The 18,531-nt window shown below is 57.9% G+C and carries 22 protein-coding genes, 2 tRNA genes and 1 pseudogene; 10 read left to right on the top strand and 15 right to left on the bottom strand.

The genetic code is table 11. From position 1 onward, the window contains the following. Positions 1 to 125: 125 nt before the first annotated feature. Positions 126 to 776, bottom strand: coding sequence for a hypothetical protein (locus ACO08A_RS02105; RefSeq protein WP_422039615.1), 651 nt, complete (start codon positions 774 to 776; stop codon positions 126 to 128). Positions 777 to 1,721: 945 nt separating this feature from the next. After that, entirely contained in the window at positions 1,722 to 2,102 is a 381-nt protein-coding gene (locus tag ACO08A_RS02110; RefSeq protein ID WP_422039616.1) for a hypothetical protein, read from the bottom strand. A 211-nt stretch (positions 2,103 to 2,313) separates the two neighbouring features. Here ACO08A_RS02110 and ACO08A_RS02115 point away from each other — a divergent pair, with 211 nt between their 5' ends. From ACO08A_RS02115 to pqqE, 5 genes are read left to right on the top strand one after another with little or no spacing between them, the layout of a single operon-like run. Then, on the top strand, positions 2,314 to 2,412 hold the full coding sequence (locus ACO08A_RS02115; RefSeq protein WP_306140579.1) for a pyrroloquinoline quinone precursor peptide PqqA: 99 nt from the start codon (positions 2,314 to 2,316) through the stop codon (positions 2,410 to 2,412). 23 nt (positions 2,413 to 2,435) lie between these two features. Next, a complete protein-coding gene (gene pqqB, locus ACO08A_RS02120) occupies positions 2,436 to 3,377 on the top strand; it encodes a pyrroloquinoline quinone biosynthesis protein PqqB (protein WP_422039617.1) in 942 nt (313 codons plus the stop codon). After that, positions 3,374 to 4,216 (top strand): pyrroloquinoline-quinone synthase PqqC, encoded by an 843-nt coding sequence (gene pqqC / locus ACO08A_RS02125; RefSeq protein WP_422039618.1) that lies wholly within the window; start codon positions 3,374 to 3,376, stop codon positions 4,214 to 4,216. The genes pqqB and pqqC overlap by 4 nt, the downstream gene beginning before the upstream one ends. 15 nt (positions 4,217 to 4,231) lie before the next feature. After that, complete coding sequence (gene pqqD / locus ACO08A_RS02130; RefSeq protein ID WP_422039619.1) at positions 4,232 to 4,552, top strand: pyrroloquinoline quinone biosynthesis peptide chaperone PqqD; 321 nt, start codon at positions 4,232 to 4,234, stop codon at positions 4,550 to 4,552. Next, positions 4,549 to 5,640 carry a pyrroloquinoline quinone biosynthesis protein PqqE gene (gene pqqE, locus ACO08A_RS02135; RefSeq protein ID WP_422039620.1) on the top strand — a complete coding sequence of 364 codons (1,092 nt, stop codon included), beginning with the start codon at positions 4,549 to 4,551 and terminating at the stop codon, positions 5,638 to 5,640. The genes pqqD and pqqE overlap by 4 nt, the downstream gene beginning before the upstream one ends. On the opposite strand, the gene ACO08A_RS02140 is transcribed toward pqqE, so the two are convergent. The 11 genes from ACO08A_RS02140 to ACO08A_RS02190 all read right to left on the bottom strand — a co-directional run bounded on the left by ACO08A_RS02140 (position 5,546) and on the right by ACO08A_RS02190 (position 13,584). Beyond that, the gene (locus ACO08A_RS02140; RefSeq protein WP_422039621.1) at positions 5,546 to 6,145 is read right to left on the bottom strand and encodes a hypothetical protein; all 600 of its coding nucleotides are present in this window, start codon (positions 6,143 to 6,145) and stop codon (positions 5,546 to 5,548) included. The two genes, pqqE and ACO08A_RS02140, sit on opposite strands and share 95 nt — an antisense overlap. Positions 6,146 to 6,517: 372 nt before the next feature. Next, a tRNA-Phe gene (locus tag ACO08A_RS02145) sits at positions 6,518 to 6,593 on the bottom strand. A gap of 658 nt (positions 6,594 to 7,251) precedes the next feature. Then, positions 7,252 to 8,862, bottom strand: a complete 1,611-nt coding sequence (locus tag ACO08A_RS02150) for a bifunctional metallophosphatase/5'-nucleotidase (RefSeq protein ID WP_422039622.1) — start codon at positions 8,860 to 8,862, stop codon at positions 7,252 to 7,254. Positions 8,863 to 9,208: 346 nt separating this feature from the next. Then, positions 9,209 to 9,403: a DNA gyrase inhibitor YacG gene (yacG, locus tag ACO08A_RS02155; protein WP_422039623.1), complete on the bottom strand. Its 195-nt coding sequence runs from the start codon at positions 9,401 to 9,403 to the stop codon at positions 9,209 to 9,211. A gap of 42 nt (positions 9,404 to 9,445) precedes the next feature. Beyond that, positions 9,446 to 10,072 carry a Maf family nucleotide pyrophosphatase gene (locus tag ACO08A_RS02160; RefSeq protein WP_422039624.1) on the bottom strand — a complete coding sequence of 209 codons (627 nt, stop codon included), beginning with the start codon at positions 10,070 to 10,072 and terminating at the stop codon, positions 9,446 to 9,448. A 41-nt stretch (positions 10,073 to 10,113) separates the two neighbouring features. Then, entirely contained in the window at positions 10,114 to 10,332 is a 219-nt protein-coding gene (gene infA / locus ACO08A_RS02165) for a translation initiation factor IF-1 (protein ID WP_006939340.1), read from the bottom strand. 103 nt (positions 10,333 to 10,435) lie between these two features. Then, positions 10,436 to 10,819 carry a low molecular weight phosphatase family protein gene (locus ACO08A_RS02170; RefSeq protein ID WP_422039625.1) on the bottom strand — a complete coding sequence of 128 codons (384 nt, stop codon included), beginning with the start codon at positions 10,817 to 10,819 and terminating at the stop codon, positions 10,436 to 10,438. 74 nt (positions 10,820 to 10,893) lie between these two features. After that, positions 10,894 to 11,397 carry a UPF0262 family protein gene (locus ACO08A_RS02175; RefSeq protein WP_421981986.1) on the bottom strand — a complete coding sequence of 168 codons (504 nt, stop codon included), beginning with the start codon at positions 11,395 to 11,397 and terminating at the stop codon, positions 10,894 to 10,896. A gap of 25 nt (positions 11,398 to 11,422) precedes the next feature. Continuing rightward, positions 11,423 to 12,718 carry a histidinol dehydrogenase gene (gene hisD, locus ACO08A_RS02180; RefSeq protein ID WP_422041844.1) on the bottom strand — a complete coding sequence of 432 codons (1,296 nt, stop codon included), beginning with the start codon at positions 12,716 to 12,718 and terminating at the stop codon, positions 11,423 to 11,425. An 80-nt stretch (positions 12,719 to 12,798) separates the two neighbouring features. Then, positions 12,799 to 13,236, bottom strand: a complete 438-nt coding sequence (locus ACO08A_RS02185; protein ID WP_421981984.1) for a DUF2948 family protein — start codon at positions 13,234 to 13,236, stop codon at positions 12,799 to 12,801. A 135-nt stretch (positions 13,237 to 13,371) separates the two neighbouring features. Further along, the gene (locus ACO08A_RS02190; protein ID WP_421981983.1) at positions 13,372 to 13,584 is read right to left on the bottom strand and encodes a hypothetical protein; all 213 of its coding nucleotides are present in this window, start codon (positions 13,582 to 13,584) and stop codon (positions 13,372 to 13,374) included. Between the two features lie 150 nt (positions 13,585 to 13,734). On the opposite strand from ACO08A_RS02190, the gene ACO08A_RS02195 reads away from it, so the two are divergent. Beyond that, complete coding sequence (locus ACO08A_RS02195; RefSeq protein WP_422039626.1) at positions 13,735 to 14,211, top strand: DUF3124 domain-containing protein; 477 nt, start codon at positions 13,735 to 13,737, stop codon at positions 14,209 to 14,211. A 46-nt stretch (positions 14,212 to 14,257) separates the two neighbouring features. On the opposite strand, the gene murA is transcribed toward ACO08A_RS02195, so the two are convergent. Together murA and ACO08A_RS02205 are read right to left on the bottom strand one after the other, a co-directional pair. Then, complete coding sequence (gene murA, locus ACO08A_RS02200; protein WP_422039627.1) at positions 14,258 to 15,547, bottom strand: UDP-N-acetylglucosamine 1-carboxyvinyltransferase; 1,290 nt, start codon at positions 15,545 to 15,547, stop codon at positions 14,258 to 14,260. Positions 15,548 to 15,715: 168 nt separating this feature from the next. Beyond that, positions 15,716 to 16,003, bottom strand: coding sequence for a hypothetical protein (locus tag ACO08A_RS02205; RefSeq protein ID WP_422039628.1), 288 nt, complete (start codon positions 16,001 to 16,003; stop codon positions 15,716 to 15,718). A gap of 253 nt (positions 16,004 to 16,256) precedes the next feature. On the opposite strand from ACO08A_RS02205, the gene ACO08A_RS02210 reads away from it, so the two are divergent. The 4 genes and pseudogenes from ACO08A_RS02210 to ACO08A_RS02225 all read left to right on the top strand — a co-directional run bounded on the left by ACO08A_RS02210 (position 16,257) and on the right by ACO08A_RS02225 (position 18,374). Further along, a tRNA-Thr gene (locus ACO08A_RS02210) sits at positions 16,257 to 16,331 on the top strand. A gap of 365 nt (positions 16,332 to 16,696) precedes the next feature. Beyond that, positions 16,697 to 16,834 (top strand): annotated as a pseudogene (locus tag ACO08A_RS02215) (transposase); the annotation flags it as partial. Further along, positions 16,835 to 17,503, top strand: a complete 669-nt coding sequence (locus ACO08A_RS02220; RefSeq protein WP_422041852.1) for a hypothetical protein — start codon at positions 16,835 to 16,837, stop codon at positions 17,501 to 17,503. Position 17,504: 1 nt separating this feature from the next. Beyond that, positions 17,505 to 18,374, top strand: coding sequence for a restriction endonuclease (locus tag ACO08A_RS02225; RefSeq protein WP_422039629.1), 870 nt, complete (start codon positions 17,505 to 17,507; stop codon positions 18,372 to 18,374). Positions 18,375 to 18,531: the final 157 nt, after the last annotated feature.

Below are 18,531 nucleotides of genomic sequence, written 5' to 3' on the forward strand. Positions count from 1 at the left end.
CGACGTGGGCGACACGGACAGTCGTACATGCAGCGGCGGTCCGAGAGACATTGGCCCTGCTTGATCCGCCGCACAAAAAGAAAGCGGCCCGAGGGCCGCTTTCCAGAGATCTATAGGCAACGCGTTCAGGACGCTTTTCTTCTGCGCCAGCCAAAGAAACCGAGCGCACCCAGAGCACCACCCAGGAGCGGAAGTGCTGCCGGGATCGGCACGTTCGTCGGGTTGATGACAGTCCCGGAAATCGTGAACTGGCCGTTCATATTCGGATTCAACAATGACCACTCCGCCGTCGGATTGGCAATCGGCGTCCAGTTGAACTGGTAGGTTCCCGGTGTCAGACCCGCGAACAACGCACCCTGCCAGTGATCCGGCTGACCGAAGCTTGAAGCACTACCGGTACAGGAGTTTGTAAGCGCGCCGGTACTGTTACAACCGTAGAAGTTTGTAGTGCCATCGACCAAGCCCGCCGGCTTCGCGGCACCCTGATACCCGGCATAACCCTGCCAAAGCGCGCCACCGACACCGGCAGCAAGCGTGAACGGGTTGGTCTGATTGTAGATCACGTCCACACCTGTCAGGTTCATGCTACCTTCAAGATGGTGGCTGCTCGTGCCGTGGTTATATGTACCAAGCCAAACGGCGACGATCCCCGGACCGGCATTCGCATAGCCGATAGAGGTCGCGTGCGCGCTAGCCTCTTTCATTCCAACCAAAGAGGCGCCAGCTGCGAACAATCCCACAGCCAAGCCCCTCAAATATTTACTTTTAGCAAACATAAAAACCCCCTTCTTTCAAATCTCTAAATTCGCTAAAATTTACGCTTGGTTAGTTTAGCGTAAAAATTAAGCAAACGTCAATAAAATTAGCAAAATTTTAAATAATTTTCCTTTGCTGAACGCAAGACATGCTAAGATGATACTTAAGTTGAGCATGCGCACTCGGGACTTTGCCACAGTATTACTGTGACAGTCCTTGATCGGCTGACACCGTTCTAATCACTCAGTGTTGGTTCACCTATCGGCGAAATATGCCGAAGCCCCGTGAAAAAGCAAAATCAATCGATACTCAGCCCACGCCCCCATAAGCAAAATTATCACGTATATGTTATTCGTATTTTAAACAAAATTCAATCTAATTTTTGCCGGAAGCTCCGCGACAACCCTGCACCCTCCCCAACGGAAAAAAGAAATTAATCTAAATATCTGTCAGATATGATTATTTCTTGTCACTACGATTTCCGGAGAGCTGTATCCCGGGGCAGTATCATGCACTCTCCGGCCTATGAAGCGGCAATGACCGATCTGCAAACAGGAGAACAAGCCGCGCCGGAACAGGCAAGACGGGTCAGAACCTGGCCTGCCCGCAGTTGCACACAAATTGGTTCCACCGCGAGTGTGTTGTCCGGCGCAGGTGCGACCGGCCGGTCTTTGGCCCGTCCTCGTTTACCAAATCACACTAGGTGATGGACCCATAAATGAGACTGAAATGGCATGCGAAATGGCGAGATCCCGTTAGGAAGCGTGTGCGGAGCAGGCTTCCTGCCCGGTCAAGCACGCTGACGCCACGGGGTGAAGCCATTTCCATGTCCTTCGGATTTGACCGGATTGCGCCTCCCCGGCGTCGCGGAAGGCTTGAAAATGAGCCACATTTCCTGCGCTTCCGCTCCTTGAGGAGAAGCAATCCGCCTCACACCACCTCCGCCTCATTTAAGTGCCCGTACCCTAGAGGCCGTTTTGCGAGATGAACTGGCTCAACTCGTTCTCACAGAAGGATCTTTCCGGCCTCAGCCCGTAATCCTTGAGCCGCGTTACCAAAGTAACGCCGTTCAGATTTGCCGTGTAAAGATCGGCGCCCTCGCCGGCATCAAAATCAAACAGATCCTGGCTCAGCTCCTGATGGCCACACAGCACGGACAAACCCTTGACGAAGGCCGCGATTTCGGTGCGCTTCACCAATTCAAGCCTCCCGACCCGCGCGGACAGCTGATCGATTTCATGTATTTCCAAGCGTGCAATCCGTTCGGAAAGCTGATTGGTGACGTATAGGGTTCCTGTGAGAAGCACTGCGATGACCACGAGCGCGGCGTACCAGACAAGTTTCACTTGTATCTCCGAATCCGGAAGGTCCCCGCAACCTCCATGCAATCAGACGTGGTCGCCTTTTTCAATAGCTACTTTTCAGGGATTTGATCGTCTGCTGAACGATTCACCGCACCTGACATCTGTGCAGCGATACCGGCACCAAAGTACCGGTTACATATCCCGGATGGCATGCTAGGCTTTTTTTGCGAAAATCGCTTAGAGGAGGAAAAACATGAAAACCTGGAAAAAGCCGTCCACGAAGGCCACTGAAGCCGGCTTCGAAGTCACGCGTTACATGCCTGCCGAAATCGGCACCTGCAAGCGCAAGTAAGTCACGGCTAAGCAAGAGCCACGATGAAAATCAGGGTTCTGGGCGCGGCGGCCGGAGGCGGCTTCCCGCAATGGAATTGTAATGCGCCTCTCAGCCGCGCAGTTCGTGAAAACCGGCCCGGTTTTCTAGCCAGAACGCAGTCCAGCATTGCTGCGAGTGCCGATGGCCGGAACTGGGCCGTTTTCAATGCGTCACCGGACATCCGCCAGCAAATCGCCGCAACATCGGACCTGCAGCCTGCCGCCGATGCACCCCTGCGCTCAACGCCGATCAGGGCCGTCATTCTCACGAATGCCGACGTCGATCACATTGCGGGTCTTCTTTCCCTGCGCGAAAGGGAGCCGTTCACCCTTTACGCCACGCGGCGGGTTCTTGAGACGCTGGCCTCGAACAGCATTTTTCAGGTGCTCAACCCGGATCATGTCGAGCGCCGCGAGCTGGCGCTTGAAGGAGAAACGGAGCTTCACGGTCCCGATGGCCCTCTCGGCCTTTCCATCGAGACCTTCAGCGTCCCGGGAAAAGTTGCGCTGTTTCTTGAAGACCCGGAAAAGTCGGATTTCGGCACGTCAAGCGGTGACACGATCGGACTTGCCGTCCGCAGGACCGCCAACATCGGCGCGGCGGACAAGACGCTCTTCTACGTCCCCGGCTGTGCCGCAATCGAGGCCCCATTCAAGCAACGGATCTCCGGCGGAGGCTGCCTGATGTTCGACGGGACCGTATTTGAGAACGATGAAATGGCCAACACGGGCGTTGGCTCGAAGACCGGCGCGCGCATGGGGCATCTTGCCATCGGCGGACCGGAGGGAAGTCTGGCGGGCCTGGCCGATGTCTACCTGAAGCGCCGTGTCTTCATCCATATCAACAACACCAACCCGATCCTCGATCCGCGTTCGGCCGAAACGTCAGCCGTTCTTGCGGCAGGCTGGGAAGTCGCCTTCGACGGAATGGAGCTGGAGCTATGACAGATCTTGCCGTTTCTCACCCTGCCGCGATCGCGGAGCCGATCGGCAGCGGCGTCCCGGAATCGGCGGCGGACCGCATCAGGAAAGACGGCAGGCTGCTCTCTGCGGCCGAACTGACGGAGGTCCTGCGCACCGCCGGATTCGACCGCTACCATATCCATCACCCGTTCCACAAAATGATGAACGCGGGCGAGCTCAGCAAAGCGCAAATGCAGGCCTGGGCGCTCAATCGTTTCTGTTACCAGGATGCCATTCCCAAGAAGGACAGCATCATCCTGTCCCGGTCCGACGATCCCGAGTTCCGGCGGGAATGGATCAAGCGCATCGTCGATCACGACGGCAATGACGACCTTGAACAGGACGGTGGCATAAAGCGCTGGCTCAAGCTTGCGGAAGGGCTGGGGCTCGACACGGGCATGGTGCGCTCGCGCAGGTTTGCCCTGCCCGCAACGCGATACGCGGTCGGTGCCTATCTCGATCTTGTTTCGAATTCGTCCCTGCTTGTCGCCGTTGCCTCCTCCCTGACGGAACTGTTCTCGCCGGTGGCGATCGGCGAGCGCGTGCCCGCGATGCTAGCCCGCTACGACTACATCACCGAGGACACGCTGGCCTATTTCACGCCACGGCTGAAACAGGCACCGCGAGATGCGGAACATGCCCTGGCGCTCGTCATTGCGTGGGCGGACACACCGGACAAACAGGCCGATGCGGTCGACGCCCTTCTTTCCAAGTGTGACCTGTTGTGGGCGATGCTGGACGCGCTTCAGCACGCCTATGTTTCGCCCGGCAGCATTCCGCCCGGCGCGTTCCGTCCGCGCGAGGAAGACAAAAGACAATAAGGGTGGCGACAGGCCGTGACGGTGGTACGCAAACGGATAATCCTGAAAGCAGACAGCATTCCAAGACTGCCTGCGCATGTGCGCCTGGTTTTCAACGAAAAACGCGATAGCTGGGTGGTGCTTGCGCCCGAGAAAATCCTGTGGCCGGACGATATAAGCGTGGTGATCCTGAAAAACTGCGACGGCACACGGTCCATTGGTGAGATCGCGGAGGCCTTGTCGAAGGAATTCAGCGCGCCCTGTTCGGAAATCCTGGCAGACGTCCTGGAGTTTCTCCAGGACTGGAGCGACAGGCTGCTTGTCAGACCTGCTTGCGGGAATGGCGCTCCGCAATGAGCGACACGATCGACATGCCTCTCGGACTCCTTGCGGAACTCACGCACCGGTGTCCGCTGCAATGCGGTTATTGTTCCAATCCGCTTGAACTGCTGAAGGCCAACCGGGAGCTGGACACGGCAACCTGGCTCGACGTTTTCAGACAGGCCGCCGATCTCGGCGTCCTGCAGGTGCATCTTTCAGGCGGCGAACCGACGCTCAGGCCGGATCTTGAAAACCTTGTCGCCCGCCTCGCGGAAGGCGGCGTCTATACCAACCTGATCACGGCGGCCGTGACACTTTCTGCCGAGCGTCTGCAGGCCCTGAAAGACGCGGGACTGGACCATATCCAGATCAGTTTTCAGGGGGCAACCGACGAGACGACGTTCAGGATCGGGCATTACAGGAACGCCTTCGAAAAGAAGCGTGCAGCGGCCCGTCAGGCCCGCGAACTTGGGCTGCCGCTGACGATCAATGCGCCGATCCACAGGCTCAATATCGAAGAGGTTCCGAAGTTCGTGGAGCTCGCGCTCGACCTTGATGCGGAGCGTCTCGAGATTGCCAATGTGCAGTATTACGGCTGGGCGGAGCTCAACAAGGCGGCCCTCTTGCCCGACCGCGAGCAGGTCTCCCGGCAGATCGACTTCGTGACCCGGGTGCGGGAAGAGCTGACAGGTGTGCTCAACATCGACTTTGTGCCCCCCGACTACTACGCCGACTATCCTAAACCCTGCATGGGCGGGTGGGCGAAGGACGCCTTCATGATCGCACCTGACGGCACGATGCTGCCGTGTCATGCGGCGCAATCGATCACAAGCCTTTCCTTCGAGAACGTGCGCGAGAAACCGCTGCAAACGATCTGGGAGCACTCCGACAGCTTCAACGCCTACCGCGGAACGGACTGGATGTCGGACCGTTGCAAAGCGTGCCCGCGCCAGGACATCGATTTCGGCGGCTGCCGCTGCCAGGCCTTCGCCGTCACCGGCAATGCCGCGGAGACCGACCCCGCCTGCATCAAGTCGCCGTTCCACGAGGATCTGCGGGCCTTCTCAACCAGCACCACGGTCCACAAACGCGTGATCGGCGCAGGTAATACAGAACGGCACTGAGCCCCACTGAGACAAGACCCGTTGCAATGCCAACCATGAGGCGCTGAAAAACAGGTGCGACGTAGGTGTCGGCTGTTTCCGCTACCTGAGGCAACACGGGGATGAGCCGACTTTCCATGACATACGTGTTGGAAGCGACCATAATGAGCAGCAGACCGTTGAAACACAAAGCCCATTGCAGAAAAAGCAAGGCAAGATTGGCTGTTTGACGCATGGCTCGTTTCACCTTTGAATGAATCGTGCGCCGATCGGGAGACGCCATCCTTGTTTGTCGCGTCTCGTTCGGTATTCCAACCAGTTCTTCTGGTTTCAGATCGGGATATGCTTCGAAGATCGGGTTCATGACATCGAGCAACATGTTCCCCATCACCTTTCCGACCGACCGGCGATAGGTATTGTATTCGCTTTCGGAGCTGGCGTGCTGCACAAGTGACACCGACTGATCGAGCCTTGCACCGAACTCCAGAAACAGGTCAACGACCTGCGCTGCAACTTCCTTTTTCATATTGCTCAGGCGCTCCGTATTTCAGCCAAGAGCTTGTACACAAACCACATGGATGCCCGTTTTCCCTGGGTTCAGATCCCACGACCTCGTCACCTCGTGCCACGATTTCCGCAGAAAAAAGCCGGAAATAGGCTGCCATGGACCCCGCATTGTTCCTGTTGAAAGGAGGAAAACTATAGGAGAAGCACTGGCAGCGAATTATGCCGAGAGCGCAACTTCTGAAGACTTCGCCGTCACATTCAGCGTCTATTCCGGCGCACCAGCAAGCACCCCCGGCACACCAGAGAATACCTGCAGCGGCGTTTGTCCATATATTCCCCGCAACACGGGCGAATGGAGCAACAAAACAATGTGATAAAGGAAGGGAAAGAGTGGTGCCCAGAGGCGGAATCGAACCACCGACACGCGGATTTTCAATCCGCTGCTCTACCAACTGAGCTATCTGGGCGCGCTTGCAAGCAGGTGGAGCGGAGCCCCGTTCGTTGAAAGCCCGGTCCTTATAGAGGCTCGCTCAGACCTTGTCCAGCATTCCGGCAAAGTTTTTTGAGCTTCGATGACGATGTGGATGAGATCCTCCGGCAGAAGCATCAAGACGCTGAAAAACATGACCTTTCTGCGAACAATCGAAGCGGTTCGCGCGGCAGGAAATCAGCGTCCTGCCTCGGGTCGATGTCCCTGCCCGGTGCGGTCAGGCGCAGAGCCTGGCGGGCTTCCGGTTCATGACCTCGAAAGCAGGGCGTCGAGACGCGCAGTCGTCTTACGCCGGCGTCCTTCGAGACAGGCCTGCGGCCTTCCTCAGGATGAGACCGGGTCGGGAACAGGGATCGGAAAGCACCCATCCGTCGGTTTTTGCCAGACTTGATCCACTGCCGTCCGGTCCAACCCGGATATGATTTGTTGAGGCGATCTCCAATCAATGAACTTGTCATTCCGGCTGAAGCGCAGCGGAGGGCCGGAAACCAGTAGCCAGTTGTTTCTCCTTCTTCATTTCACACCCCGAGTGTCGGGGTACCGGATCCCGACCTGGCGCGTTACAGCGCGGGCAGCGGCCACATAAAAAAGCGCGCCGTGCTTCGGCGCGCTTCCTTTTCCCGCTAATGCGTGGATTACTGTTCGGTGATCCGGCCATCCGTATAGGGCGCATAGCCGCCCTGAGCGGCGATATAATCCGCCACGACGACCTCAAGACCCGGCCCGTAGTCATAGGCATTCATGCCGTTATCGGCGAAGACCTTGTAGCCGTCGCCACCGCCGCGCATGTAGTTGTTGGATACGACGCCATAGACCTTGTCCGGGTCAAGCGGCACCCAGTTGCCGTCTTCCATGACTTCCACCAGCAGAACGCGGCCAGCGCCCGGGTCCTTCTTGCGGGTCCAGGAGTACTTGATACCGGAGACCTGCGGGAAGCGCCCGGCGCCCTCCTCGACCTGGGAGACACCGTTTTCAAGTGCGGCCACGACGTCCGAGCCCTTCAGCTGAAAGGTGGACAGCGTGTTCTGGAAAGGCAGCACGGTCAGCACTTCGCCCATGGTGACTTCACCGCCGTCAATGGAGGCGCGCAGGCCGCCGCCGTTCTGGATCGCGATCTGGACACCCTGGTCCTTCACCCGGTCGAGCATGGCGTCGGCGACGAGATTGCCCATCTGGCACTCGCCAGCGCGGCAGGATCCGCGGTCGCCGTCGATCGCGCCTTCGCTCGACCCGATGACCTTTGCCTTCAGTTCCTCGATCGGCGCTGCCAGCTCCGCAACCCGGGCCGCAAAGCCCTCGTCCGGCGTCACGGATGCATCGAGAAGGATGGGCTCACCTTCGGCCTTCACAAGATTGCCGTCATCGTCCCAGGTCACGTCCAGTTCGCCGAGGAACTTGCCATAGGCATAGGCCTGGACAATCGGCACCTCGTTGCCATCGGGGTTCTTTACCAGAACCGGATAGGGGCCGGACGCCCTTTCCTGGGTGTTGGACAGAAGCGTGTGCGAATGCCCTCCGACAATCACGTCGATCCCGGGAACCGCAGCCGCGATCTCCATGTCCCGTGACAGGCCCATGTGGGTCAGTGCGATGATCTTGTTGATGCCGGCGGCTTCAAGACCTTCAACCGCTCCCTTCAGGTAGTCCTCGGCCTGGATGAAGCGGACATTCTCGCCCGGCGAGGAGGTTTCGGACGTGTCTTCGGCGAGCGCGGAGACAATACCGATCTTCTCGCCGCCACGCTCCAGGATGACGATGCCCGGAACCTTGCCCGTCAAGGCCGGTTCGGCACTGACATCGATGTTGCCTGAAATGACCGGAAACTCGGCCTTGTCGATGAATGTCGCCAGGACTTCGGGGCCATCATCAAACTCGTGGTTGCCGACGACCATGGCATCGAGACCGAGGCCATTGGCAAACTCCACCGCGGCGTCGCCCTTATAGGTGGTGTAGAAGAGAGAGCCCTGGAACTGGTCACCCGCATCGACCACGATCACATTCTTGCCCTCGGCCTCAAGCTCCGCGCGCCGTTGATCGAGCATGGTCTTGATCCGGGCGATGCCGCCGAAACACTTTCCTTCCGCCTCATCCTCGGCACCGCAGGTGGAATCGTACTTGTTGATCGATTCAATGCGTGAATGCAGATCGTTCAAATGCAATATGGAAAGTGAATAGTCGGCATATGCCGCCGTCGACAGGCCTGTCGACAGACACAGCGCCGAAGCGATCAGAAAACGGTTCTTCATCGGACCCTCGCCCTTGATTCTGTTTGTTTGCTCAGAGGCACCTGCGCCTTTCCGTCCCGCAACCCAACGCCATGCCGCAGCCTCGCGCCTCGGGCGTGAAATGTCCGCGATGACCGGGAGTTGGAGACCGACTGGCCGGTGAAGGCAAATCTTCGAACAGATTTCCAGCAACCGCAAGCGCTCTTGCCGGATTGTGGGAAATAAAATTAGCCAGATAATTTCTGCAGCAGAATGAAAGGTATAGGGTCAGGACCCATTCATTTGGTTGAATTGGCACAGCAAACGGTGCAGTTGCGGCCCCTTCAGGAAAAACCGCACCGTCGGCACCAGTCCAAGCGCGAAAGGCTCACTCGTCCGGAAAGTTGCTTTCGTCGATGTCGTCGGTTTCCACGACCGGAATCGTGTAGCCTTCGGTGAACCAGCGGTTCAGATCGATCTTCGCACACCTGTCGGAGCAGAAAGGATAGTCCTCGCGCGTGGACAGTTTCGAACAGATCGGACACGGGCGCATGCGGCGCGCGGATGTCTTGTCATCACTCACTGATTTGTGCCTCGTCGTGTTGCCCGGACAGCCGGGCGCGCATCAGGCTGCAGCGGTCGCCCACCCCTGGTGCACAGGATACCCGGCGGCCGTCAACAGGTTGACGGTCTCGACCAGTGGCAATCCGACCACCGAGGGATAGGATCCCACAAGCTTGACCACGAAACTGCCTGCCAGGCCCTGGATGGCATAGCCACCGGCCTTGCCGCGCCATTCCCCGGATGCAATGTAATCATCGACGTCCTTGCGCGACAAGCGTTTGAAGCGAATGCGTGTCTCGACCAGCTTGGAGCGCACCTTGCCATTCGCCTCGGCGACGGCAACCCCGGTGAAAACCCGGTGCCCCCTGCCCGAAAGCATCGACAGGCACATGAGCGCCTGCTCGGTCAGTTCCGCCTTGGGCAAGGCACGCCGCCCGACCGCGACAACCGTATCTGCGGCGAGCACGATGCCGCCCTGTGTTTCCTGCAGGGCATCTGCGGACTGGCGAACAGTTTCCGCTTTTGTCCGGGCAAGTCTCAGCGCAAGCGAGCGCGGCGTTTCGTGCTTTCTGGGAGCTTCGTCGATGTCGGCCGGCATGAGATGATCGGGATCAAGACCGATCTGCTGGAGCAGCGCGAGGCGGCGCGGAGATGCGGAAGCCAGAATAAGCTGAGGAGCATCGGTCATGTGGGAAAGAACCTTGCAGCCGGCATCACAGTGCGAACCCGCTATTTGAAGCGGTAGGTGATCCGCCCCTTGGTGAGATCGTAAGGGGTCATTTCAACGAGAACCTTGTCGCCCGCCAGAACGCGGATGCGGTTCTTGCGCATGCGCCCTGCCGTGTGGGCGATGATCTCGTGATCGTTTTCCAGTTTTACGCGGAACGTGGCATTGGGCAACAGTTCCGTCACGACGCCCGGAAACTCCAGAGCTTCTTCTTTGGCCATTTGATATCCTGATTAAAGCGGGCCCGGCCCGCGGGTGCCGGGGAAACTAACGGATTAGCGGGCGAAAGTGAACCTTTCTTTCCGATCCTTACAAAAAAGAAATTCAGTCCGCGGCAGTCGGTGACCAGTCGAGCCTTTTCTTGATGCGCATCATGAGCTGATCGCGTACGGCACGGTATTCATTCAGGATCTGCTCGCGGCTTCCGGTTGCCAGTGTCGGGTCCAGGGTCGGCCAGTATTCCACGTCCACGGCCTCTGTCCGGGTCATTTCAAGCGCCTTGTGGTGGGCCTCAGGCGCGAGCGACACGATCAGGTCGAAGCCGGATTCATCCAGGTCCTCGAACGTCTTGGGCTGATGGCGGCTCATGTCGACACCGATTTCCGACATGACGGCATCCACGAAAGGGTCGGTCTTGCCCTCCCGTACGCCCGCAGAGCGCACGTAAATCTGTCCCGGAAACAGTTTTTGCGTCAGGGCTTCGGCCATGGGAGAGCGAACGGAATTCATCCCGCAGGCAAACAGAACCGCAGTCGGACGGAGGCCCGGCCCGGTCACCTGTGTCAGCCCTTCCAGTGGAGGGCATAAACGAGCGTGAACAATCGTCTTGCCGTTTGCATGTCCACCTCGATCTTGCCTTCCAGGCGCTCCATCAGGATCGTCGATCCTTCATTGTGGACACCCCTGCGACCCATGTCGATCGCCTCGATCTGACTGGGTGTCGCATGACGTATAGCCTCGTAGTAGCTCTCGCAGATCAGGTCGTAGTCCTTGACGATCTTGCGCAGTGGCGAGAGAGAAAGGACGTGCGTGACCACATCCCGCTCATCTTCCGTCTTGATCCGAAAGACGAGCCTCTTTTCGACCACGGCAAGATTGAGAACATATTTCGTCGCCGGATGCCCGACGGGCTGGAAGCTGTTTTCCTCGATGAGGTCGTAGATCGCAACGGCCCGATCGTGCTCCACTTCCGGTGTCGAGCGCGCGATCGAGGCCTCGTCCAGCACAACATCGACCAACCGCCCTCCGGCGGATTGCGAGCTGGTGTCCGGTTGCGTATCGCTCATGGGCGAGAAACCTCTTTGCTCCCGATTACATGTTCAACCTGATGGAAACAGAGCGCGCGTGCGCCGACAAGCCCTCAGATTCACCCAGCGTGATAGCTGCCGGGCCAAGCGCCCGCAGATTATCCGCATTACACTTCAGGATCGAGGTGCGTTTGACAAATTCCAATACGGAAAGACCTGAGGAAAACCGTGCGGATCGCGCCGTCGGCAGCACGTGATTGGAGCCGCCGACATAGTCCCCGATCGCTTCGGGGGTATAATGCCCCAGAAAAACCGCGCCCGCGTTGCGGACCTTCTTCAACAGAGCTTCCGGATCGGTAACGGCGAGTTCAAGATGCTCAGGTGCGATCCGGTTGGCGAGCGGCATTGCAGCCGCAAGGTCTTCAACCACGATGACCGCACCGAAATCCTGCCAACTCGCCCTGGCGACCTCTTCGCGCGGCAAGGTCCTGAGCTGTGCCTCGACCGCTTCTTCCACCTGCAGTGCCAGATCTTCGCTGTCGGTGATCAGAATCGACTGAGCGGCAGTGTCGTGTTCTGCCTGCGCGAGCAGATCCGCAGCGATCCAGTCCGGATTGTTGCCTTCGTCGGCGACGATCAGGACCTCGGACGGTCCGGCGATCATGTCGATGCCCACCGTTCCGAAAACACGCCGCTTTGCGGCAGCAACATAGGCATTTCCCGGACCGACGATCTTGGCGACCGGGGCGATGGTCTCGGTCCCGAAGGCAAGCGCGGCAATCGCCTGCGCGCCGCCGATCCGGTAAATTTCCGTGACGCCCGCGACCTTTGCCGCCGCCAGAACAAGCGGATTCAGAACCCCGTCGGGGCTCGGCACGACCATGACGATGCGCTCAACGCCTGCGACGCGAGCCGGAACGACATTCATGAGAACCGAACTCGGATAGCTCGCAAGACCGCCCGGCACGTAGACGCCGACAGCCTCGATGGCCGTCCACAGGGATCCGAGCTCCACCCCGAGCGCGTCCCGGTAACGGTCGTCCTGCGGCATCTGGCGCGCATGATGGGAGCTGATCCGGTCATGTGCGAGCTGCAGGGCTTCCAGCGTTTCGGCAGGAACCTCGCTGACGGCCCTGTCGATCTCCTCTTCGGAGACAGTCAGCGCCGCCATGTCGCCCGCGTCGAGCCTGTCGAATTTCGCCGTGTACTCCAGCACGGCCCTGTCGCCGTTCCTGCGGACCGCGTCGATGATGTCCCTCACGACAAGATCAACGTCCTCCGAGACCTCGCGCTTGGAGGACAGAAGTTCGTCGAACCTTGCTTCGAAACCGGCTTCGGATTTGTTCAGGCGGTGGACCACGCGTGGCTCCATCATGGTTTTTCGGTGTCAGTGCTGATGTCCTTTCGGCATCCGGCGCCAGCCGGAGCCGTCGGCGTCCATCAGCTCAGATCATGTTGCGGCAGATTGGGGGTTGCCCACGCAGCACCGAGATCGGACAGCTGGGCCTCGATACATTCGACTTGAAGGGCAATGCTCGAACCGCCTGCAAAGGCAAGCTGGATCGTACCGGAGGGGTCTTCGCCTGCCTCGAAGGTGACCGCGAGCAACTCCAGAACAAGACCTTTCGCATCCTGGCGGATGTTCTGGGCCTTCATGTTGGTGACCTGGGTGAACGCGAGCGCGGACCGGCGCCGTTCATGCTCCCTGCTCCGCTTGTCCGCCTTCTTGTCCCAGACGAAACGGTTCATCACGAACACCGCTTTTTTCTCTTTCGGAAGAAAGCGGATATCGGCAACCGTCAGGACGGCGTCCTGGATATGTGCGGAAAGAACTTCGAGATCTTCCTGGTCGAGGGCGGCAAGTTTCAGTTGATCCATGGCGGTCTGAATTCTGATCCGTTCGTTCGTTTTCGGGCAGTCCGCATATAGGTGGGGTTCTGCCGCATCCCAAGATTGTTGACCTAATGCGGATTCAAGAATTTTGCAACGCACGAATGACGGCTGACCATGGTCTCAGGGTCCCTCATCAACGCGTTGACGCAGGTCGTCCTTGGTTTCCTGCAACGTTGCGCGCCGCTTGAACACGCGCCGCCCCAGCCAGAGACCGAAGACGAGCAGGAAAAACCCGAGCGTCGGGCCGAAGGGCGGCGGCACGACAACGACGGCCAGCATCCCGGCAAAGGCGAACCCTATCTGGATCAGAAACCGGACTGTCTGTGCACCCATTGCGCCCTCCTCTTGCCTTTGTCATCCTCGCTCCGGCGATCACCGGTGCAGAGCGTCCCTGCTACAATGCTGCGTGGCAGAGCTTGCAATCAACCATGGCATCCCGGACAGTGATCAGGTCTTTGCACTTCAACACCGTGGCGGATACCCATGCATCTCAGGCTCCCGGCCCTCTATCTAGCGCTTTGTTTTCTTCTGGCACCGGCCAGTCAGGCACAGGACATGAGCGAAAAGGTTCTCGGCGAGCGCATCTACGTGCCGGCCTATTCACGGATCTTTTCCTACCCGCAGCGCTCCGACCTGCTTGCCGCCACGCTTGCCGTTCACAATGTCGATCCAGACACAACAATCACATTGACGCGGGTCGACTATCATGGCGAAGACGGCCAGGTGTTGCGCAGCCTGCTCGAATCGCCGCTGGAACTGGCACCCTTCCAGTCGAAAACGGTGCTCATCCCCATCAACGATACAAGTGGCGGCGTCGGCGCGAATTTCATCGTCGAGTGGACCTCCGGATCTCCTGCCCTCAGTCCAATCGCAGAGGCGATCATGACAAGCGGAAGCGGCGGGCCGGGACCGTCCTTCACGACCAGAGGCAGGGTGATCGAGCGCCGGCATGCAGACTAGACCGGGAAGCACGGATGCTTGCCGGTTCTGCGACAGGATTGGTGATCTAACCTGAAATGCGCTCGATCTGCGCGCCGCAGCGGGTCAGCTTGTCTTCCAGCCGCTCGAAGCCGCGATCAAGATGGTAGACCCTGTTGACGGTGGTTTCGCCTTCGGCGGCGAGGCCGGCGATCACGAGGGAAACGGACGCTCTGAGGTCCGTCGCCATGACCGGCGCGCCGCGCAATTCGGAGACCCCGTCGATCGTTGCCGTCCGGCCATCGACCTGGATCTGGGCCCCAAGGCGGGCAAGCTCCTGCACGTGCATGAAGCGGTTTTCGAAGATGGTTTCGGTAACCCGGCTCTTGCCACCCGCCTTGGTCATCAGCGCCATGAACTGTGCCTGCAGGTCCGTCGGAAAGCCGGGAAACGGTTCCGTGGTGACGTCGACCGGCTGAATGCCGTTGCCGTTGCGATAGACCTTGAGACCCTCGTCGGTCTGGGTGATGTCCGCCCCGGCCTGCCGCAATGTGTCGAGAGCGCTTTCCAGGAGGTCGGAGCGCGCGCCCTGAAGCAGAACGTCGCCACCGGTCATCGCGACCGCCATGGCGTAGGTGCCGGTCTCGATCCGGTCGGGCACCACGGCATGGTGCGCGCCGTGAAGCCGGGGAACACCCTGGATCCGGATGGTGGATGTTCCCGCGCCCTCGATCTTCGCGCCCATGGCCTTGAGGCAATTGGCAAGATCGACCACTTCGGGCTCACGCGCGGCGTTGACCAGTTCCGTCTCGCCGTCGGCGAGCGTTGCCGCCATCATGATCGTGTGGGTCGCACCAACGGATACCTTGGGGAACTCGACACGGGCGCCCTTCAGGCCTCCCGGAGCGCTGACCACCACATAGCCGCCCTCGATCTCGATATCGGCGCCGAGCGCCGCCAGCCCGTCGATGAAGAAGTCGACCGGGCGCGTGCCGATGGCACAGCCGCCCGGCAGCGAGACCCGCGCTTCGCGCATGCGCGCGACCAGCGGACCAATCACCCAGAAGCTTGCCCGCATTTTCGAGACAAGTTCATAAGGCGCCGTCGTGTCGACGATTTCCCGGGCTGTCAGGTTCAGGGTCTGGCCGGCGAGATCGTTCTGACCGCTGCGCTTGCCGTTGACGGAATAGTCGACCCCGTGATTGGAGAGGATCTGCATGAGCTGCGCGACGTCGCGAAGGCGCGGCACATTGGACAGCGTCAGGGTTTCGTCCGTCAGCAGCGAGGCGATCATCAGGGGCAGCGTTGCATTCTTTGCTCCCGAGATCGGAATGATACCGTTCAGCTCGGCGCCGCCGACGACCTTGATGCTATCCATATGAAACCCCGCATCCGGCCGTCCATCACGACGACCGTCCCATTTGAAGACATGCACTAATGACTTGCGGTCTACACACAAGTTGCGGCCCGCGCAAGGCAGCGCTACGTCCGTCTTCGGGCCATTTCATGGCAGGCAAAAACCTGACCCCGGTTTTGCCCGGAATTCTCAGTCGCTCTTGCGGGATTTTGCAGCCGTCTTCCGGCGACGCAGGTTTGCCCGCAAGGCTTCCGCGAGACGCTCTTCCTTCGACTGAGCAGCCTTTACCTTGTCCGGCCCTGTCGCGCTCTCGCCGTCCTCTCCCGGCTGCTTGTCAAGCAATTGACCCTTATCGTCTTTCCTGCTCATCTTCGGGCTCGCAATCTCTTTCTTTTCCTGTTTCGGAAGCCCGGTGCCTGCCGCTGCCATGGCCGCACCGCAGGCCGTTTCCGCCGCTCCGCCGGATGTCCCGCGCACCGTCTTTCAAAGCCGGTCTTTCAGCCCCTGTCCGGTGCATGATCAAGGCCCGGCAAGGGCTCGCGAAGCTTCTTCAGAAACTCAACAAGTGTCCACCAAAAAAAACGAAAACACAGCTTGCGTCCCCGGTGCTCTTGTGGCAAAAGCGCCCTCATTCCGGGCAGCGGCGCTGGCCGGAACAGCAAGTCGCGTCCGAACCCGCTGCTTTCTCAAAGGCCGATCCGACGCCGGGCATCTCAAGATCCGCCCACATGCTGCCGTAGCTCAGGGGTAGAGCACTCCCTTGGTAAGGGAGAGGTCGAGAGTTCAAATCTCTCCGGCAGCACCATATCAAGCTCTTGATTTCACAGAACTCTTTGATATTGATTGGACATCCGCCAGCCGACTTGTACACAAGGCTGGAACACATGGTCCTTCCTATGCCCCGTCCAATCAAGAACAAAGCCACCTCCGTCTATTACCTTAGAATTCGCACTCCGAGTGATCTTCGCGAGAAAGCTAGGGGCCGAACCGTCACGCTGACCATCGGTACTCAGAAGGCAAGCGTTAAGATCGGTGATGCAGTCAAAGTGTCTCTGCAGACAAAAGACTGGTCCGAAGCCAAGCAGCGGTTTCGGGTCGCTGAAGCAGAACTGCAGACGATCTGGGAGGGGCTCCGCAACGGACCACTTAAGCTTAACAACAAGCAAGTCTTTGCGCTTGATTGCCTCACCCCATCCTTGTAAGCCGCGAGGCATTCCGCGTGTGGATGACAGGCGTGTCCTGAACGGCATTTTCTGGATCTTTAGGTTGGGAGCGCCGTGGCGTGACCTGCCCGAGTGCTTCGGCCCTATGGGTATTCGCCATGTAGGTGGAATTAGGGAGTGGGGAGGTTATCAACGAGCCAAGCTAGTTGCTGACATGCGTGATAAACATCACTTGGATGCTTCATCAATTTCAGATCGAATAGGTCTGAGTGTAGTCGAGGTAAATCGCCGATACAGAGCTTTCAAGTCGTTGGAACAAATGCAAGAGGACGAAAACTACGGTGAGCACGCCGGACCTCATATGTATCCTTTGTTCCATGAAGCAGTATCTTTGCCCGTGGTAAGGGAGTGGTTAGGTTGGGACGCAGATCAATGCATTTTCACTGACGCCGAACAGCGCGAGATATTTTACCAGTTGATCTCACCACGCATACCCGAAGTTGGACCACAAATACCGCCCAAGCTCAAAAGTTTTTCAGATATTCGAGCCCTAAAAGACGTTCTTGTGAATGCAGACGCCAAAAACAATTTATTTCAACTTGATTCAGAGTTAGTGGACGCGATTGCAATAGTGACCAGAGATAAGATTACTAGACGTTGGCGCCACGAAATCAACGAAGCGAAGGCAGCACTACAAAATATTCCCGCTCTAGAAGTTGAGGCTTTTGAGCAAGAAGATACCGCGGCTATCGAAGATTTGATCAACGTGGCGAATAGGATTTTGGCAGCACACAGAAGGGCGGCCGATATCTAAAATGAAACCTGGCCCCTTCAACGCCGCGAATCTCATCAACGAATTTGTGTCATTCGACATGGCGCCCAAGCAGACGTTATTGCTTCTTGAAGAGATTATTGTCGCGCAGAACTGGCACGAACAAAATGAAGCAATTGAGCTTGCTGAAAAATGGCTACCAAAGTTTGAGAGCCGACTACAACGAAAGGCTCAGGACGAAAACGAAGCTGCCCAAGTTTCGCGTTTTGCTTTTAATGAGGCCAATCCTCGGTTCATCCAAGGAAGTTGTTTTGTTGAACCGCGAGATAGCCAAAAAATTGCAGAAGCAAAAAAAAAGCGGGCCAACTGCATCCATCTGTATGATGCTCTCAATAGCGTATCAGACAACGATTTTGAAAAATTGTGCGCAAAGATAATTACTTTGTGGAACGTCCAAGATGCTGTCTACACTCGGGCAAGCGCAGATCAAGGAATTGATTTCTTTGGACAAGTACCCTTTGGAGAAGTGATCAAGAAATCGGCAATAGCGCCTGGCGCTGAAAAGCAAATGAAAGTCTGGCTAGTTGGTCAGGCTAAAAACTACACTCGGTCCACAGTTTCAACAAAAGACATTCGTGAGCTAGTAGGGTCTGTTCAACTCGCTAAATCTAAAGCGTATGCAGGGTCTATTGATCCACTTGCAAAGCTGCAGATGCGGTCTTGCGATCCAGTGTTTTTTCTATTTTTCACTACCGGCCGATTGACACAGGACGCACTTGATTTGCTCAAGAAGGCAGGGGTTGTCGCTATGGATGGGCATCAACTTTCGGTATTTCTTGCGGATCACGATATAGGCATTGTGAACAATCAGTTTGACGACCACAATTTTAGGGCATGGGCATTTGGACCCTAGTCTAATCCTTTGTTGGTAGGGCCCTAGGTGGTCACAAAATTTCGATAAACCGTTTCAGAACAAAAAGCAGTTGAAAACACGGAGAGATTTGCGACTTACGAAGTGGCATTCGACATGAACAGTTGAATAAAACCGCAACGTGGAAAACAAGTCGATG

This window comes from Roseibium sp., from assembly GCF_965232425.1.
Lineage (GTDB): Bacteria > Pseudomonadota > Alphaproteobacteria > Rhizobiales > Stappiaceae > Roseibium.

Bases quoted from the DNA above. Each gene is read 5' to 3' on its own strand.
- ACO08A_RS02105 (WP_422039615.1), bottom strand. From the start codon at position 776: ATGTTTGCTAAAAGTAAATATTTGAGGGGCTTGGCTGTGGGATTGTTC.
- ACO08A_RS02160 (WP_422039624.1), bottom strand. From the start codon at position 10,072: ATGACCGATGCTCCTCAGCTTATTCTGGCTTCCGCATCTCCGCGCCGC.
- ACO08A_RS02115 (WP_306140579.1), top strand. From the start codon at position 2,314: ATGAAAACCTGGAAAAAGCCGTCCACGAAGGCCACTGAAGCCGGCTTC.
- ACO08A_RS02195 (WP_422039626.1), top strand. From the start codon at position 13,735: ATGCATCTCAGGCTCCCGGCCCTCTATCTAGCGCTTTGTTTTCTTCTG.
- pqqB (WP_422039617.1), top strand. From the start codon at position 2,436: ATGAAAATCAGGGTTCTGGGCGCGGCGGCCGGAGGCGGCTTCCCGCAA.
- pqqE (WP_422039620.1), top strand. From the start codon at position 4,549: ATGAGCGACACGATCGACATGCCTCTCGGACTCCTTGCGGAACTCACG.
- ACO08A_RS02225 (WP_422039629.1), top strand. From the start codon at position 17,505: ATGAAACCTGGCCCCTTCAACGCCGCGAATCTCATCAACGAATTTGTG.
- ACO08A_RS02140 (WP_422039621.1), bottom strand. From the start codon at position 6,145: ATGAAAAAGGAAGTTGCAGCGCAGGTCGTTGACCTGTTTCTGGAGTTC.
- pqqC (WP_422039618.1), top strand. From the start codon at position 3,374: ATGACAGATCTTGCCGTTTCTCACCCTGCCGCGATCGCGGAGCCGATC.
- ACO08A_RS02185 (WP_421981984.1), bottom strand. From the start codon at position 13,236: ATGGATCAACTGAAACTTGCCGCCCTCGACCAGGAAGATCTCGAAGTT.
- murA (WP_422039627.1), bottom strand. From the start codon at position 15,547: ATGGATAGCATCAAGGTCGTCGGCGGCGCCGAGCTGAACGGTATCATT.
- ACO08A_RS02150 (WP_422039622.1), bottom strand. From the start codon at position 8,862: ATGAAGAACCGTTTTCTGATCGCTTCGGCGCTGTGTCTGTCGACAGGC.
- ACO08A_RS02190 (WP_421981983.1), bottom strand. From the start codon at position 13,584: ATGGGTGCACAGACAGTCCGGTTTCTGATCCAGATAGGGTTCGCCTTT.
- ACO08A_RS02170 (WP_422039625.1), bottom strand. From the start codon at position 10,819: ATGGCCGAAGCCCTGACGCAAAAACTGTTTCCGGGACAGATTTACGTG.
- infA (WP_006939340.1), bottom strand. From the start codon at position 10,332: ATGGCCAAAGAAGAAGCTCTGGAGTTTCCGGGCGTCGTGACGGAACTG.
- ACO08A_RS02220 (WP_422041852.1), top strand. From the start codon at position 16,835: ATGGGTATTCGCCATGTAGGTGGAATTAGGGAGTGGGGAGGTTATCAA.
- ACO08A_RS02175 (WP_421981986.1), bottom strand. From the start codon at position 11,397: ATGAGCGATACGCAACCGGACACCAGCTCGCAATCCGCCGGAGGGCGG.